Genomic DNA, 14502 nt, shown 5'->3' on the forward strand with positions numbered 1-14502 from the left:
AGGAACCGCAGCGGTATTACGAACCCTGGCTTCGATGGCGGACTTCAAGGACGACTTTGGATTCACTTAACAAATCAATCAACTTGTTGGCCTTGGCTAAGTTCGCACTGTCCAAATTCGCATCCCACTCATCCAAAAGTATGTGCTGGGCGTCGCTTCGTACAAGAGACTCAAGATGGCGCATTACTTTTTGACCTGTTGATTCCCCTTGCTCGCCTTCTTGATTGAAGAACTGTGGATGGGCCGGAAGGTAAAACGAGTTATCTAGAGCATCATTCAAGTGCAGCAACAGAGTTGACTTTCCGGCTCCATTTTTTCCTCTCACAGTGATGCGTCCTTTAGTAGCTTTCATAACACCTGTGATGACATCGGCATCCAATTGATCTGCCGAAATATCTTGAAACGTAATACGAGGAAGCAAATCTTCGGATTCTAACGAAGCATTCTTAATCAAAGTTTCAAACTTCGATTCAAACGCGATTAAAGAAGCCACGCTCTGGAACATATTGCGAAAGGTCGCCAAGAGATTTATCTGACGAGGAATCGTCACCAGCAAAGCCGTAAGGGCTGCCGTGTTATTAAGGTCTCTTGAAACCATCCAAAAAATCGCAACAAAGACTGGAATCGCAGTCGCCGTACTAAGAATCGCAACCATGCTTTCGTTCCAAAACGTCGCTTGAACAGAATTTCGTTCTGCTTTTTTAAACTTTATGTTCAGACACTCTACATAGCCACGAATTACGCTCTTATTTTTAAAAAAGATATTTTCCCACGATTGCAAAAGAAAACTTCCAAGGTCCGTGCGAGCCTCTTGCTCTTCGTTATTCTTTCGAACGACATACTTTTGCGAATAACTATAAATCACGTAACTTAAAACACCAGCCACGATAAAAGCCGGAACAAAGGACACATCCAAAGTGGCTCCTAGAACCAGAACTCCAAGAACAAGAGATAGAAAAAATGAAAACACATCAAGCACAACAAATAAAATTGCACCGAGATACGAATCGGTTTCTCCTCCTATTGAAGCCAAAAAAACTTCTTTTTTGTTTTTCTGTGCCCAGATAGAGGGATTCCCCGCTTTGAAGAAAAGCTTTTGATCTAAGAACTTTTTGTAAGCGGCAAAGGTCAATTTGATTTCCAATGGTCGTACTAAAACCGAAACCATCGGACTTAAGAATTGCGTAGCCAAAGCAATTGCAATCCAGAACAAAAACATCTGCCCGACGCCGACTGAATATCCCGCTTTGATCAAGGCATACGTTCCAAGCGCAGTAAGACCCTGCTGAACTCCCGCCAGAAACAAAAGCGGAACCAATTTCTTCTTATCTACATACTGCCAAGAGTGCGATTTCATAATTAACCTTTCACAATCCATTCGGAAATGACGGAATAACGTTTCCAATTTTCAACTTTATTTACGCTGTGCCAGTTACAATCATCAGAGAAAAATAGAACCATTCGATTCGCCACAGGAGCGATGATTTTTCCTTCCGATGGATGACCCGTTTTAGAAGTTAATAGATTCAACTCTCCACCTCGTCCTTCCATCCAATCAGACAAGTACCAAAGACACACCAATGAGCGCTCGTCTTGGTCGTCCACGTGAGGTGGCATCGCTGGTGACTCGGGAGTCATCAAACGGAGCTGAACAAGTCCACCCGGGTAAATCTCAAGATTCTTTCCAGTGGTACGCTCTAGAAATTTCTGAAAGTCAGGACTTAAAAAGAATTTCGCCAAATCTAGATTCGGTAAAAACTTGAAATTCAGCTCAAACGGATCATCGTCTCGTTGATGGAAACCATCTTCGACTTTGCACAGTGCCTTTTGAACTTGCGCAAACTCGTCATGTGGCAAGAAGTTTTCAATCACATAGTGATCCCACGGCTTCTGAAACTTTTGTACCTGAGTTTTATTTAACAAGAATTCTGAATTCATAACGTCCCCAAAAAGAAAAAGCTGAGGGGTTGCCCTCAGCTTCTTCAGAGTGCGATTTACTTCGCTGCTTTTTTCTTTTGCGGAATCATCGCGATGATCTCCGCTGGAATTTCATTTGGTTTAAGGTCCATGCGAACGCCTTGTGCGTTGCTGCCTTTACGAAATGCAATTACTGACTCTACGAAGGAAATATTTTGGTTCATGGTTAGCTCCTTGTTTTGGCCGTGATTGGCCGTTGCAGGGACCTATTGCAAAGACGGACACATGAGTTCGCGCGTACCATTCATGGATATATTCGTTTTAACGTCCGTTGAGGCCGGAAATTTCTTATTTTTGAGATTTAACGATGAGAATTCGGACGTAATCACCACCCCCATAATCTGCCAACTTGCGGACTTTAACTCTGCGCTCACTTGCCCTCAATTGCCGCTCCCAGAGCGCTTTACACGCTATTGAGTTAGTGCTCTAATCTCCCCTCAACATTTTTTGATTATAGGGGACTTATTCATGAATCAAGAAATCTATGAGTGGATTTTGCTTCTTGCTCGTTGGCTCCACATCACAGTCGGTATCACTTGGATCGGCACTTCGATTTTCTTCATGTGGCTCGATCGCACTTTTGAATTCAATCAAAATTCTAAAAACCCTGGTCACGTCGGCGATCTATGGATGGTTCATGGTGGCGGTTTCTATCACGTCGAAAAAATGCAAATGGGCCCAACCAAAGTTCCAGAACAACTTCACTGGTTCAAATGGGAATCTTATTGGACTTGGATGAGTGGCGTGTTCCTCCTTATCGCGATCTTCTACACAGGCAGCGGAACATTCCTGCTCGACTCTTCGGTTTCAGGAACGACCTACTGGGAAGCAGTTGCGATCGGCGTTGGCTCTATCGTCGTTTCTTGGCTTTTCTATGACTTTCTGTGGGAGACAAAATTAACGAAAGATAAACCTATCGTCGGTCATGTGCTCACGCTCTCGTGGCTTGCAGGCATGGCTTATTTCTTGTGCCACACTTTGAGTGGACGCGCGGCTTACATCCACATCGGCGCAATGCTTGGCACTTGGATGACAGCAAACGTTTTCCTTCGCATCATTCCTCGCCAAGTAAAAATGGTGGAAGCATCTAAAAAAGGTGAAGCCGTAAATCAAGACTGGGGCAAGAATGCTAAAAACCGCTCCACTCACAACACGTATTTCACTCTGCCGGTGATTTTCATCATGATGAGCAACCACTTCTCTTCAACTTACGGGAATAAGTGGAACTGGATCATCTTGCTTGTGATCTGCGCTGCGGGTGCTGCGATTCGTGAATTCTTTGTGGTGCGTTTGAAAAATCCAAAGCGCTCGAAAACTTTTGGTGCGCTTGGTGTCGCAATGATTTTGGCGCTGGTGATCTTTACTCGTGAAAACACGGGTGACACCAATGTCGCCGAAGCTACGCACACGGAAGCTCCCAAAGCTGCTTCAGCAACAGTTCCTGCTGATCCAAATGCAAAAACGGAAGTAAAAGGTATTGTGAAGTTCGTAGGTGCCGTCCCGCAAGGCGAACAGCTGCTTTTACCTTTTGCTTGTGCGACTCACTACAAAGGCAATGCTTACTCAAACGAAGTCATCGTCAACGATGGCCGACTTAAAAACGTGCTTATCCGTGTAGTGAAAGGTCTTGAAGGTCGTACTTACACGGATATTCCTTCAGAGCCTGTGGTGATGGACCAAATCGGTTGCTTGTATGAGCCTCGTATTGCGACCACTCGCGTGGGCCAAAAGGTTGAGTTCTTAAATAGCGATGCCCTTTTCCATAACGTCAGAACAATTGCCAATAACAACGCGACTTTCAATGAGGCGATGCCGAATAAAAACGACAAAATCACTAAGGTCTTTAATAAGCCCGAAGTCTTTGTCCAGGCTAAATGCAGCGTGCATCCTTGGATGAGCGGCTATATCGCGGTCATGGACAATCCGTTCTTTAGCCTTACGAACGATAAAGGTGAATTCGCGATCAAAGATCTGCCGCCAGGAACTTACACGCTTGAGCTCTGGCATGAGATCTTTGGCACACAAACCAAAGAAATCACCATTGCGGCCGATAGCAAAATCGATTTAGAATTTGAGTTCACTAAAAAATAAAGGACTTGCAACATGATCAGCACACATATCCTAGACACTAGCATCGGAAAACCAGCGGAAGCCGTCGCCGTCATGTTGCAAATTCAAGACGGCAATACTTGGAAAGATCTCAGCGCTGGGAGTACTAACGCTGACGGCCGCTTTGCTTTTGATTGCAAAAATCAACCCGGCGTTTATCGCATTATTTTTTCAATCGAAGAGTATTTTAAAAAGAACGGCCGTGAGTCGTTCTTTATGAATACTCCGGTGATCTTTAAAGTGGCTGATACGAACCGCAAATATCACGTGCCGCTCTTATTGAACCCATTTGGTTACTCAACTTACAGAGGAAGCTAAGGCACCTGCCCGCAAAGCCTATGAAAAAAAGAGACATCCCCTACTATCAAGACTACATCTCTGAAAATCTTCTGAAACAACTGGCTTCCGAAAGCCAAGCAGTCCCGGGGGTTCCCGGACTTACGCATGTTGGAAAACTGGGTGGTCTTGAAACGACAGCGTCTCTGAAATTTCTGTGCGAGCTTTATGAGGCGACCAAAGCTGAACTTAATAAAGTCCTTGAGCAAAGAATCGCCGATCGTAAGTTTATCGATCAAAGAACGCGCGCTTGCTTTGAACTGAACAAGTCACTTGGTATTGATTTCTTAGAAGAACGCTATCATACCCTGATCGGCCAAGAGGATGCTCAAGGCCGTATCGTGATTGGGCCTAAGAATGAATTTTACTGCAAACCAGGTGGCGGGTCTCCGATTGCAGAGATTCCTAAATACTTGCAAGGTCATCATGTGACTTTGTTTGGTCCTCCAGATGATGCGAAACTTTCAGTGAATGCGATGAATGCCTATCATCGTAAACTTAAAAATGAACCCGCTATCGTTGAAGAACTTTTAAAAACTCACACCAGTACTCCAAAATGGGGTGCCGATGATGAGGACTCGAAAACTCCCTTGCATCAGGATTTAGTTTCCGCTGGTGTGAATTTGACAGAGTGTTTTGAGAAAACGATTTCGTTTACTGATCCTAAAACAAATAAAGAATACAAACTTGCCGAAGACCATTTGGCGCTGCCAATTAAACGTTTCCCGGGACTGGCTTTGCCATGTTTGTTCTTGTTTTATAATGGCAATCCGTTGCCGCTGCATATGTATGACTTTGCTCTACATATGTTTAGAAATTGGCAAAATCCGGAAGCGTTGGCTTTCTATGTTCCTAAACTCGAAACTGAAGAAGAAGCTCGCTATATCCGTATCATGATCGAGACTGCGGAAAAAATGCTGCATAAGATGGATGCTTCTTACAAGGTGGGCTCTGTTCGCCTGTTGATCGTTCTTGAAAATCCTCGTGCCGTATTCCGTGTCAATGAAATCATGGATGAGCTTTATCCGTACTTTGCCGGTGCTTCTTTGGGCTGGCATGACTATTTGGGATCGACAGCGCGTTTATTTAAAGAAGACGCCAACTATCGCATTCCTGTGAAAGCGGATCCTAATATCGTTATTAAATACATCAAAGGCTCGCACGACTTGCTGGCGGATGTTGTCGGTTCTCGTGGTGGAATTAAAATCGGTGGCATGTATGGCATTTTGCCGATCGATACGGATCTTGCCAGTCCTTCTTTCCAAATTACCCTCAGAGGATTTTTTAAAGACGTGATCACACAGCTTAAAAGAAATCTTTCTGGTTTCTGGGTCGCGCATCCGGACTTTATTCGTTTGGGTCTTGCGATGATTGAAGCTTGGAAATTCCATCAAGCTGGTGACAAAAGCAAACTTGAGGCTATGGTGACTTCGCTGCTTGATAAAAAATATCACGCGGAGATCATGGGCTTTATAAATGGGCCTGACCTTAAGGGCTTGGATATTAAAGATCCTTTGTATCAGCGCTCACTCCTCGTTGCCGATATTAAGGAATCGACTTTTATCGCCAATAACCATCCTGAAGAAATTCGCTATAACGTTTTCCAATCGTTGCAATATCTGACGGACTGGCTCTCGGGTAATGGCTGTGTGGCTTTGCCAACGCAAATCGATGGTATCCCTGCCCGCGTGATGGATGATTTAGCAACAGCTGAACGTTCGCGTTGGGAAGTGTGGCATGAACTGAATCACGGGCGCTTCTCTGTTGAAGAGTTTTTAAAAATTGCGCATGAAGAATTGCACTTTATCCGTAAGGACCTTTCTGATTCTAAAAAAATCGCTCAAGTGAAATGGGATGCTCGCACTGAGAAGTGGTATCCAATTGCGTTTAACTTGATGGTTCTTTTGATGACGAGTGATAAGCCGGTTGAGTTTGCTTCAGAGTTGTTATTGCCGTTTACGGTTGAATCAATCCGCAACAGTGACAACCCTTGGGCCAAGGTTACGGCAATTGATCCGGTGAAATACCAAATGAAAGCCCACATTGAGAGATTTAATTATTATTTCTCTATGTGCGGAACGCAGTCATTTGCAAGCTTGATGGCCAAAAACTTGACGGTGGATACTGCACAAGCTGAACAAGCTATCAGAAAATTCACCCTGCCTGAGATCTTGGAAGCCGCAAGCTTCCACGGAGATATCGGTGAAAGCAAAAAAACTTTAGACAGCATGGCTTCTACAGAACAAGCCTTGGTATTTAACGAAGAAGCGGCAATTAAAGAACAGCTCGCCACTCTTGGTAAAGCCTATCGCGAAAAGTTCGGGATGAAATTTTTGATTTCCGCGCAAGGGAAAACTGGGAAAGAGCTTTTAGCGGCTTTAACTAAACGAATGAATAACTCTCAAGCGCAAGAATTGGAGAATGCTCGTACCGCTCTTTGGGAAATCACGAAGAAGCGCTTTACAGCACATCCCTTAAATCACTTGCATGAAGACTTTGCAGCCATGCTTAAAAAGCACAAAGTTCATGGCGCACAGATTGCGATTTCAACGGGTGCTGATTCGATGCAAAGCTTTGCCTTAGGTGAAGCTTCGACTAAAACTTGGTTTGAACTAGCTTCACTCAGCAAAACAGTGGGGAGCTGTTTTGCGATTGAGTATTTCCGTAAAAAGAAGATTCCACTCAATACTTCTGTGAATCAGCTTTTGGCAAAGACAGATTCTAGCTTCCGCTTAAAATCACTTGATGCAGCGAATCCGCAGTGGGCTGATCAAGTCACGATTGCAAATCTTATGTCTCACAGTGCTTTAAATATGCACTATGTAAGTGGCACTCCAGCAAATGAACCAATGCCAGCGTTGACAACAGTTCTTCCTCAAGTTGGTGTGATCAATGAACCAAATGCGAAGTTCCAATACTCAGGTGCGGGCTTTATCGTGCTTGAGCATTTGATTGAATCTTTAGAAAAACAAAGCATTCAATCTTTGACCCGTCCGTTCTTGGATCAATTGGGTCTTAAGAACTTCTCATTCGAACAAAAGAACTTACCAAATGTTGAGTACGCTCACGGCTATCAAATTGATGGCAAAGAGGTTCCAGGCACACGTTATATGTTCCCAGCTTTCGCTGCGGGCGCGATGGGGACGGCAAGTGATATGTCGAGCTTCTTAGCTCAGCTTACGAAAGCTTTCCATCAACCAGAAGGTGCGGGAATTATCTCTCACGATACGGCTGTGCAAATGCTCTTTGGCTCTGATAAGGGCTGCAAAAAATTTATGGGCACAAAGATGGGTCTTGGAGTTTTCACTGCTGAAGCTGGTCCCAATCGCTTGATGATCCATCAAGGTGCAAACGAAGGTTTCCGCTGCCTGTTTGTTCATTGTTACAATGGCCCATCGACGGGATTAGGCTTTACGATTCTTTGCAATGCGGAACTTAATGGCGTGCTCTTTATTTCTGAAGTTGCACAAGCTCTGCTTTCTGAATTTAAAATGGAAGGCATTGATACGAAGCTCTTTAAAAAGACTTTTGTAACAGCTGACCTTTCGCAAGAAGAAGTCGTAAACATTGGCTATCGCGATTTGATCTTTAATGCGTTTGCAGCAGACCTTCCAGAAGAGATTATCGAAAAAGGACCTTTGGATCCATTAGCTCAGTACAATTTGGCTGTGGGCGGAAAAGTTTTAGAAGCCACCAATCAGCTTTTTGCCCGAGCGGAAAATTTACTGTCTGATCACCTCCCGCTTTTTGACCCAGGCCTTTTCGGTCGTCAGGGTAAAATCATGGATAGCTGGGAAACAGTCCGCCACAATCAAAAGCCTGCTGATGAAATGATTTTCGAGCTGAAGAAACCTTCAGCAATAAACTATGTCGGTGTCTCAACGAAATACCACCTGGGCAATCAAGCCCAGTTCACTCGCATTGAAGGCTTGAATGTTCAAACCAAAGAATGGCAAGACATCATTCCTAAAACGGCTCTTGAAGGTCATTCTTATAAGGCAATGAAAACAACGACGGGCTCTACGATCTTTAGTCAGATCAAAGTTTCCAATTTCCCAGACGGCGGTATTTCTCGTTTGCATCTTTTTGATGAAACTTTACCGCAAGCTGAGAAAGCCAAATTCTTGCCGGCTAACGAAGCCAAGAGTGTGCGTTTTGATGACGTGATTCCTCAGACAATTAAATCGCTCGCTCCGAAATACGAAGCAACCGAAACAAATATCAAAACAAACTGGTCCAAACTAAAACCAGGCTCTGAAGTGGATGTGGCAAGCTCAGCCTTTGGCGGAAAAATCATCAAAGCCACAAACGAACACTATGGCCCGGCAATTCAGGTAATCTCTCCATTCCCACCTCTTCATATGTTTGACGGAATGGAAACCTCACGCAGTCGTAAACCTGGCCACTTTGAAGAAGTGATCATTGGACTTGGTAAAGCTTCGCGCTTGAATCGTTTGGAATTGGATTTCACATACTTTGTGAATAACAGTCCGCTTGAACTTTCCATTCACGGACTCGCTGATGATAAATGGATTCCATTAGTTGAGAAAATGAATGTTAAAGGCTATGCCGCGAACAAAATCGTTTTCGACATCACTGAGAAATCAGTTCTGTCACAGCTAAAAGTAACGGCCCACCCAGACGGCGGAATCAATCGCGTAAAAGCGTATGCAACTCACCAAGGATAAAGGAGCTACAGATGCAAGATATTGACGTCATCAAGCAAGTTTATTCGTGTCTTAATCGCGCCGACGTCGACGGGATGATGAAGCTTCTAGACGCCAATATCCTTCGCAAAGAAGACGAAGATTTCCCGGGAGCCGGAACTTACCGAGGTCATGCAGAAATGCGGCCCCACATCATCAAAGGCACAAGCTCTTGGGCCGAGGGAGCCTGCGAACCTATCGAGTTTTTCACCAATGGGAATAAAGTTGTTGTGACCGTTCATGTGCACGTTCGTCTAAAAAATGAGACGAACTGGATTGATGCAAAGATCGCAGATGGATTTGTCGTGAAAGACGGACTCGTGACGGAGTTTCATACCTTTGGGAGTAAAGAAAAAGCGTTTAAGTGGGCTGCTATTTCAGCCAACACGTAAGAAAAATATCCTATTCAAAATGGTCCAGCTCTGTTGATAAACATCCTGATATTTATTATCCTACCAAGAAAAACATCGAAGAGATTTTGGAGAATGTCAGGTGCGACCTTTTTGGTATTGGATAGCATACAAACTACTTATGCTAGTTATTTCTTCATTAATTGCCGCAGCCATTGCATTCAAAGGCAATGACCTTCCATCAGAATTCTTTTTGGCAGTTTCGATTCCAGCAATATTAGTCATTCTTTATATAGGATTTGGGCAATCATTAGTTTACGGCCACCTTCGAAATCAAATCCCAAATTTAGAAGCGCAACAAACTATCAAAAATGGAATCGATAAGTTTGCCCCATACTTTTCAGCCATAACTTATCTTCAGATCTATCTACTTTACAATTTCGCGAAGCTATATGATTTACTAGTTTGGAAAGAATTCGAAGACATCAAAGACTCAAAAGTCTTCCTAAGTACACTTCCAAGTCAGTTCCAAATGATTTTAGTCCTCTTTATTGTTTTTTTTCCACTTTTCCTGAGCTTTCAAAACTTTTTTCATTTCTTTAACGCAGATAAGTTGTGGTCAAACTTCAAAAAGGATTTGAAAATAGCGTAAGGGCAGATGTTTCCCTTTTCTAACATCCGGCCGCATCACTACATACGAATTTAAGGACCGACGCTTTGCCATTCTTTATTAAAATATATTTACCACACAGGTCGATCGAACTCAGATAAATGAGAGTCGAACCATCATTAAAAATCTTCCCGGCCCTAACCCAAACGCTTGCAACATCTGAACTCTTTTTAACTTCTCCTGAGTCGACAAAAACAGGCTTGTTTTTACCGTGTTGAATTTCGAATCTAAAAACTCCTGCCAATATTGGGTCTTCTGCGTTCTTGTCAGCTTCCATTGGGCGGTCGACAAGAAGTTTCAAATCTGAATCGATGACATACGTCGTACGCGAGGCCTGCGGTTCAATATCTTTCATGACCCCAACGTCACTAAAAGGATTTTTTTCCCCAATTAAAGCCAAGCCGGAACCGCCTGAAACAATAAGCCCTATGCCGTATACAAGGTTAAGACCTGCAGCTCGATTAACTTGCGCCGTTATTTCGAGGTCTGAGACCTTGTAGCTCGCAGACTTTTCTTTATCGAACGACTTAACATATACAATCTCATCATCGCGAACTTTATATATCTCAAGAACTTTTTTTCGAACTCCTTTGCTTACCTTGAGAGGACCGTCGGCACCCCAGTTCCATTTATCCGCTTCTTTGGCAATAACGTCGTTCAATTCTTCGGGCAGCTTGGATGCGTCGAAACCGACATAATATTCATTGATTTCGTACAAACGACTTTCAGCATGCGCATGCAATGATACTCCCAAGATCAGTCCAAAAATCAAGTGTAAGAGTAGTTTCATTAGCTAGTCCTTAAATAGACGCCAAACCACGAAGAAACTTTTTCCGTTTTTCAGGCTCAAGCTTCTTTGCGTTCTCATGAATTTTCTTAGCGGCCCAACACGCTTCTTCGTCAGTTCCGATCATATAGTTTTTGATCGCATTACCGAGCTTAGGTCCCTCTTCAGGACCGCTGAATGCGATCAATTCATTCAAATGTGCGACCATGTCCTTAGTTGGAGTTTCTACACCTAAGGCTTTTGGGCCTTTCGACACAGATGTTTTTGTCGCTATAAGAGAAATCTTTAACCATTGTTGAATTTCTTGATCTGATAACTTTTCAAACGCTTGCTTTAAATCTGCTTGACTCACTCCTCCGCGGAGGAACGCAACACAAAGTGTTTTAGATTTTTGCGCCAAACTCAGCCTTATCTCATTCCAACGATCTAAATCCGAGAGTTCAAGCCAGTACATCCCATCATGCGAACTCTGGAGCATAAATTTATATTGCTCATCCGGTGACATCGAATTTAGTTTTTCACGGATGACTGGATCTGCAAGAATCGCTTTTTCAGCATCTTGACTTGCCAACTCAAAACGAGTCTTTTTGAAGACATGTTTATCCAAAACACCCTTTAGCGGCGTAAGTGGAAGAATCTGCATTGGAATCACGATCAAACCAAAAATTGCCTGCTTTCCATATTTGTTCTTAATTTTTGGAGCGAAGTAGGTCGCCAACCCTCCTCCGATTCCGCCTCCAACAGCAGCGAGTAATACCGATGAATAGTCGATCATAAGACCTCCATCATATAAATCGGTATTAATTTATAAAAACATAAATCTGTATGCTATTGAAACATCGTTGTTAAAAAGCTGTAAACCTTATCGCACATGAGTAGTCATTCCCACAGAACTGGTCTACCTATAACCTCTTAAGGTTCTCCTTTGTTTTTCCTTCCGTGATAACGTCGAAATAGCGAATAATTTGGTCCACACTTGAAATAGAAACTGCATGACTAAATATTTCTCCGATTGACACTTTTTTTATTCCCATTGCTACTATGGTATCGACAAGATCTTTCTTGCTAAGGTGATCATCGAGAATTTTAGCTGCCGAATGCAATTTATCAGGTTCTTTCTCAATTAATTCTTTGAACAGATGACGAAAAAAAGTCTCTGCGTTAGTTACAAAAAGAAACGACATAGAAGAAAATATCTTTCTGCACCAAATGGTCTTTTTCTATCACCTCAGGTGATAGGTCCATACAGCGAACCAAAAAAGATGTACTCTCCCCTTCTATTTTTATGCTTTTCTAAAACCCGATCAACGACCGTAAATATATGAACTTTCACTTCCTCATAAATGAACGATTCGCCCAAATTATCCAACATTCACCGAGATCATAAAGTACCCAGCTAAATCTCAAAATGATTCGTCCTATAACACAAATGGTGGTCCAGCCAATGTCAAACATAAACTTATATGCACATACTCCGATAAATAAACTGTAGATTGTGTATCTCAAAAAAATTGGGGAAGCTTTGAAACAAGAAATATTTAAAAAGAAGTATGAAACTCTAATTGCGCCTACTCGTAGAAAAAAAAGTGAGCTTCATGAGCGATCTATTGATCTGCAGTTCTTAAGTGACAAATCTCGAGTCGTTGCCAGTTCAGCATTTCGACGTCTGCAAGCTAAAGCACAGGTTTTTTCACTGGAAGAGAATGCCGCCGTTCGAACAAGACTAACCCATAGTATCGAGGTAAGCCTAGTCGGACAACTAATTGCATATAGGGTTTTTCAAAGATTGGTTGAAAAGGGGCACATTGCTCCAACTCTTTTAATTCCTTTCACATCATCTGTCGAAACTGCTTGCCTCCTGCATGATATAGGGAATCCACCTTTTGGACATTTTGGAGAATCTGCAATTCGTGATTGGGTTAGTCAAAAATTCAAGAGCGAAAAAGACCAAACTCTTCTTCCTTTCATCGATTCGCTTGCACGTTTTGACGGGAATGCTCAAGGGTTTCGGATTATCACTCGTCTTCAGCGTCATAAAAGTGACTACGGCCTTAACCTAACATGTACTCAAATTGCATCTACTATTAAGTACCCGACGGGGGACAAAAAAATTAGTTACTTTAAAGCTGATGAAAATATCTACGCAGATATCTGTCAGAATCTCGACCTACCGACAGCGGGGAGACATCCGTTAAGCCTGCTAATGGAAGCTGCCGACGATATCGCTTACTGCATGAGCGATATTGAAGATGGCATCGAAAAAAAAATTGTAACGGGCGAATCCGCCTTAGACTGTATTAAAGAAGCTATTTCGACAATCAAAAATAGAGACGCAGCAAATGTGATCTTAGATACACTAACAAAAATTGAAAAGGACCAGGAATGTGATACCGGAATCAAAAAATTTATTGAATTTAAAATATCTATCACCCAGAAGCTCGTTGAGTGGGCGGTGGACTCATATATAAATTCTGAGGTAGCAATTCTGGATGGCACTTTCGAACACGGATTGCTAAAGGAAGGAACAGCATTCGAAGTACTTTTTGCCATTAAAAGCTTTGCAAAAAAGAAACTTTTCAACTCTTGCCACGCTTACGATATAGAGTTAAGTGGACATAGCATTGTCGTTGGAATTTTAGATAGCTTCAATCGCATCATTGATTTAAATGAATCCTCTTTTGCTGCGCTGCTCGAGGATACTGGCCCTCACAGCCTCGCGTTAGAACAAAGACTAATTTGGCTGTTACCAAAAAAACATATTGAAGTTTACAAAGCTTGTGTGAAGAATGGCTCACTCCCAGAAATGGTGGCAAGAACTCATCTAATTGTTGACTACGTTTCTGGCATGACTGACCCTCATGCGTTAAAGGTTTATCAAATTCTAAAAGGAATTAAAGTTGGTGTTAGGACTTAAAGCGGGACAAAATCCAGGTCTATTCTTGAATGCTTTTTCTCAAACTCTCCCGCAGTCTGCTGAGTTTGAGTACGGCATTTATGGATACACTCCTAAAAGTGTTATAGACTCTCGTATTATTGTAAAATCTAACTGTGCTTCCGTAATTCCGTTTTTAGAGCAAATGTCGCTTGATGCTTTCGCAGTAAATAAAGATGTCGCAATTCACTCGAAGATTTACTTTAAAGATCAATTGCTTGGGCATATTCCTATGATTGATCTCAATGGTGCAGTCGAGGACACAGATCTCAGAAACATTAAAGAAATTTTTAAGGATTTCAATGTCTCTGGAGGAAGCCTCTTCTCTTCGGGGCGATCGTATCACATCTATGGACATAATTTAATCGAGGCAAATCGTTTTACTGAGTATCTCGGTCGTCTACTTCTACTAAACGACACAGAAAAGAACGTAATTGATATTCGATGGATTGGTCATCGATTAATTGCAGGCTACTGCTCTCTCAGATTGACCAAAAATTCGCCCTACTATTTGGCGCAACCCGCTTTCATAAAATCATTTTAAACAAATAACGAAATCGCGTTTTCTGCTACGCTATTTTTTAGTTCTCCTGTACAAATCTCACGTCAACCATCCGATAAGAGTCATTATTCCT

General features: G+C 42.6%; 13 protein-coding genes. 7 read left to right on the top strand and 6 right to left on the bottom strand.

Annotated features, from left to right (window positions below; translation table 11 throughout):
• Positions 1–16: 16 nt before the first annotated feature.
• The 3 genes from ACLWOR_RS16050 to ACLWOR_RS16060 are packed head-to-tail and all read right to left on the bottom strand — an operon-like array spanning position 17 to position 2141.
• A complete protein-coding gene (locus ACLWOR_RS16050) occupies positions 17–1357 on the bottom strand; it encodes a hypothetical protein (protein WP_413941809.1) in 1341 nt (446 codons plus the stop codon).
• A 2-nt stretch (positions 1358–1359) separates the two neighbouring features.
• Positions 1360–1938, bottom strand: coding sequence for a 2OG-Fe(II) oxygenase (locus tag ACLWOR_RS16055; protein ID WP_413941810.1), 579 nt, complete (start codon positions 1936–1938; stop codon positions 1360–1362).
• A gap of 56 nt (positions 1939–1994) precedes the next feature.
• On the bottom strand, positions 1995–2141 hold the full coding sequence (locus ACLWOR_RS16060) for a hypothetical protein (protein ID WP_413941811.1): 147 nt from the start codon (positions 2139–2141) through the stop codon (positions 1995–1997).
• 304 nt (positions 2142–2445) lie between these two features.
• On the opposite strand from ACLWOR_RS16060, the gene ACLWOR_RS16065 reads away from it, so the two are divergent.
• The 5 genes from ACLWOR_RS16065 to ACLWOR_RS16085 all read left to right on the top strand — a co-directional run bounded on the left by ACLWOR_RS16065 (position 2446) and on the right by ACLWOR_RS16085 (position 10130).
• Positions 2446–4068, top strand: a complete 1623-nt coding sequence (locus ACLWOR_RS16065) for a urate hydroxylase PuuD (RefSeq protein WP_413941812.1) — start codon at positions 2446–2448, stop codon at positions 4066–4068.
• Between the two features lie 12 nt (positions 4069–4080).
• Positions 4081–4404, top strand: a complete 324-nt coding sequence (gene uraH / locus ACLWOR_RS16070) for a hydroxyisourate hydrolase (protein WP_413941813.1) — start codon at positions 4081–4083, stop codon at positions 4402–4404.
• Between the two features lie 20 nt (positions 4405–4424).
• The gene (locus tag ACLWOR_RS16075; protein ID WP_413941814.1) at positions 4425–9110 is read left to right on the top strand and encodes a serine hydrolase; all 4686 of its coding nucleotides are present in this window, start codon (positions 4425–4427) and stop codon (positions 9108–9110) included.
• 11 nt (positions 9111–9121) lie between these two features.
• Positions 9122–9520 carry a nuclear transport factor 2 family protein gene (locus tag ACLWOR_RS16080; protein ID WP_413941815.1) on the top strand — a complete coding sequence of 133 codons (399 nt, stop codon included), beginning with the start codon at positions 9122–9124 and terminating at the stop codon, positions 9518–9520.
• Between the two features lie 139 nt (positions 9521–9659).
• Positions 9660–10130 (top strand): hypothetical protein, encoded by a 471-nt coding sequence (locus ACLWOR_RS16085; protein WP_413941816.1) that lies wholly within the window; start codon positions 9660–9662, stop codon positions 10128–10130.
• 19 nt (positions 10131–10149) lie between these two features.
• Here ACLWOR_RS16085 and ACLWOR_RS16090 read toward each other — a convergent pair whose 3' ends face one another.
• The 3 genes from ACLWOR_RS16090 to ACLWOR_RS16100 form a co-directional block, all read right to left on the bottom strand.
• Entirely contained in the window at positions 10150–10938 is a 789-nt protein-coding gene (locus ACLWOR_RS16090; protein ID WP_413941817.1) for a hypothetical protein, read from the bottom strand.
• Between the two features lie 10 nt (positions 10939–10948).
• Positions 10949–11710 (bottom strand): hypothetical protein, encoded by a 762-nt coding sequence (locus ACLWOR_RS16095; RefSeq protein WP_413941818.1) that lies wholly within the window; start codon positions 11708–11710, stop codon positions 10949–10951.
• A gap of 127 nt (positions 11711–11837) precedes the next feature.
• Positions 11838–12119 carry a hypothetical protein gene (locus ACLWOR_RS16100; RefSeq protein WP_413941819.1) on the bottom strand — a complete coding sequence of 94 codons (282 nt, stop codon included), beginning with the start codon at positions 12117–12119 and terminating at the stop codon, positions 11838–11840.
• Between the two features lie 311 nt (positions 12120–12430).
• Here ACLWOR_RS16100 and dgt point away from each other — a divergent pair, with 311 nt between their 5' ends.
• Positions 12431–13849, top strand: coding sequence for a dGTP triphosphohydrolase (dgt, locus tag ACLWOR_RS16105; protein ID WP_413941820.1), 1419 nt, complete (start codon positions 12431–12433; stop codon positions 13847–13849).
• Positions 13836–14411: a hypothetical protein gene (locus ACLWOR_RS16110; protein ID WP_413941821.1), complete on the top strand. Its 576-nt coding sequence runs from the start codon at positions 13836–13838 to the stop codon at positions 14409–14411. The genes dgt and ACLWOR_RS16110 overlap by 14 nt, the downstream gene beginning before the upstream one ends.
• Positions 14412–14502: the final 91 nt, after the last annotated feature.

This window comes from Bdellovibrio sp. HCB2-146, assembly GCF_047345725.1.
In the GTDB taxonomy this organism is placed as follows: domain Bacteria; phylum Bdellovibrionota; class Bdellovibrionia; order Bdellovibrionales; family Bdellovibrionaceae; genus Bdellovibrio.

What these genes read in the sequence shown, in the direction of transcription:
- ACLWOR_RS16080 (WP_413941815.1), top strand. Translation starts at nt 9,122, where the DNA reads ATGCAAGATATTGACGTCATCAAGCAAGTTTATTCGTGTCTTAATCGC.
- ACLWOR_RS16055 (WP_413941810.1), bottom strand. Translation starts at nt 1,938, where the DNA reads ATGAATTCAGAATTCTTGTTAAATAAAACTCAGGTACAAAAGTTTCAG.
- ACLWOR_RS16095 (WP_413941818.1), bottom strand. Translation starts at nt 11,710, where the DNA reads ATGATCGACTATTCATCGGTATTACTCGCTGCTGTTGGAGGCGGAATC.
- ACLWOR_RS16090 (WP_413941817.1), bottom strand. Translation starts at nt 10,938, where the DNA reads ATGAAACTACTCTTACACTTGATTTTTGGACTGATCTTGGGAGTATCA.
- ACLWOR_RS16100 (WP_413941819.1), bottom strand. Translation starts at nt 12,119, where the DNA reads ATGTCGTTTCTTTTTGTAACTAACGCAGAGACTTTTTTTCGTCATCTG.
- ACLWOR_RS16060 (WP_413941811.1), bottom strand. Translation starts at nt 2,141, where the DNA reads ATGAACCAAAATATTTCCTTCGTAGAGTCAGTAATTGCATTTCGTAAA.
- ACLWOR_RS16085 (WP_413941816.1), top strand. Translation starts at nt 9,660, where the DNA reads ATGCTAGTTATTTCTTCATTAATTGCCGCAGCCATTGCATTCAAAGGC.
- ACLWOR_RS16075 (WP_413941814.1), top strand. Translation starts at nt 4,425, where the DNA reads ATGAAAAAAAGAGACATCCCCTACTATCAAGACTACATCTCTGAAAAT.
- uraH (WP_413941813.1), top strand. Translation starts at nt 4,081, where the DNA reads ATGATCAGCACACATATCCTAGACACTAGCATCGGAAAACCAGCGGAA.
- ACLWOR_RS16065 (WP_413941812.1), top strand. Translation starts at nt 2,446, where the DNA reads ATGAATCAAGAAATCTATGAGTGGATTTTGCTTCTTGCTCGTTGGCTC.
- ACLWOR_RS16050 (WP_413941809.1), bottom strand. Translation starts at nt 1,357, where the DNA reads ATGAAATCGCACTCTTGGCAGTATGTAGATAAGAAGAAATTGGTTCCG.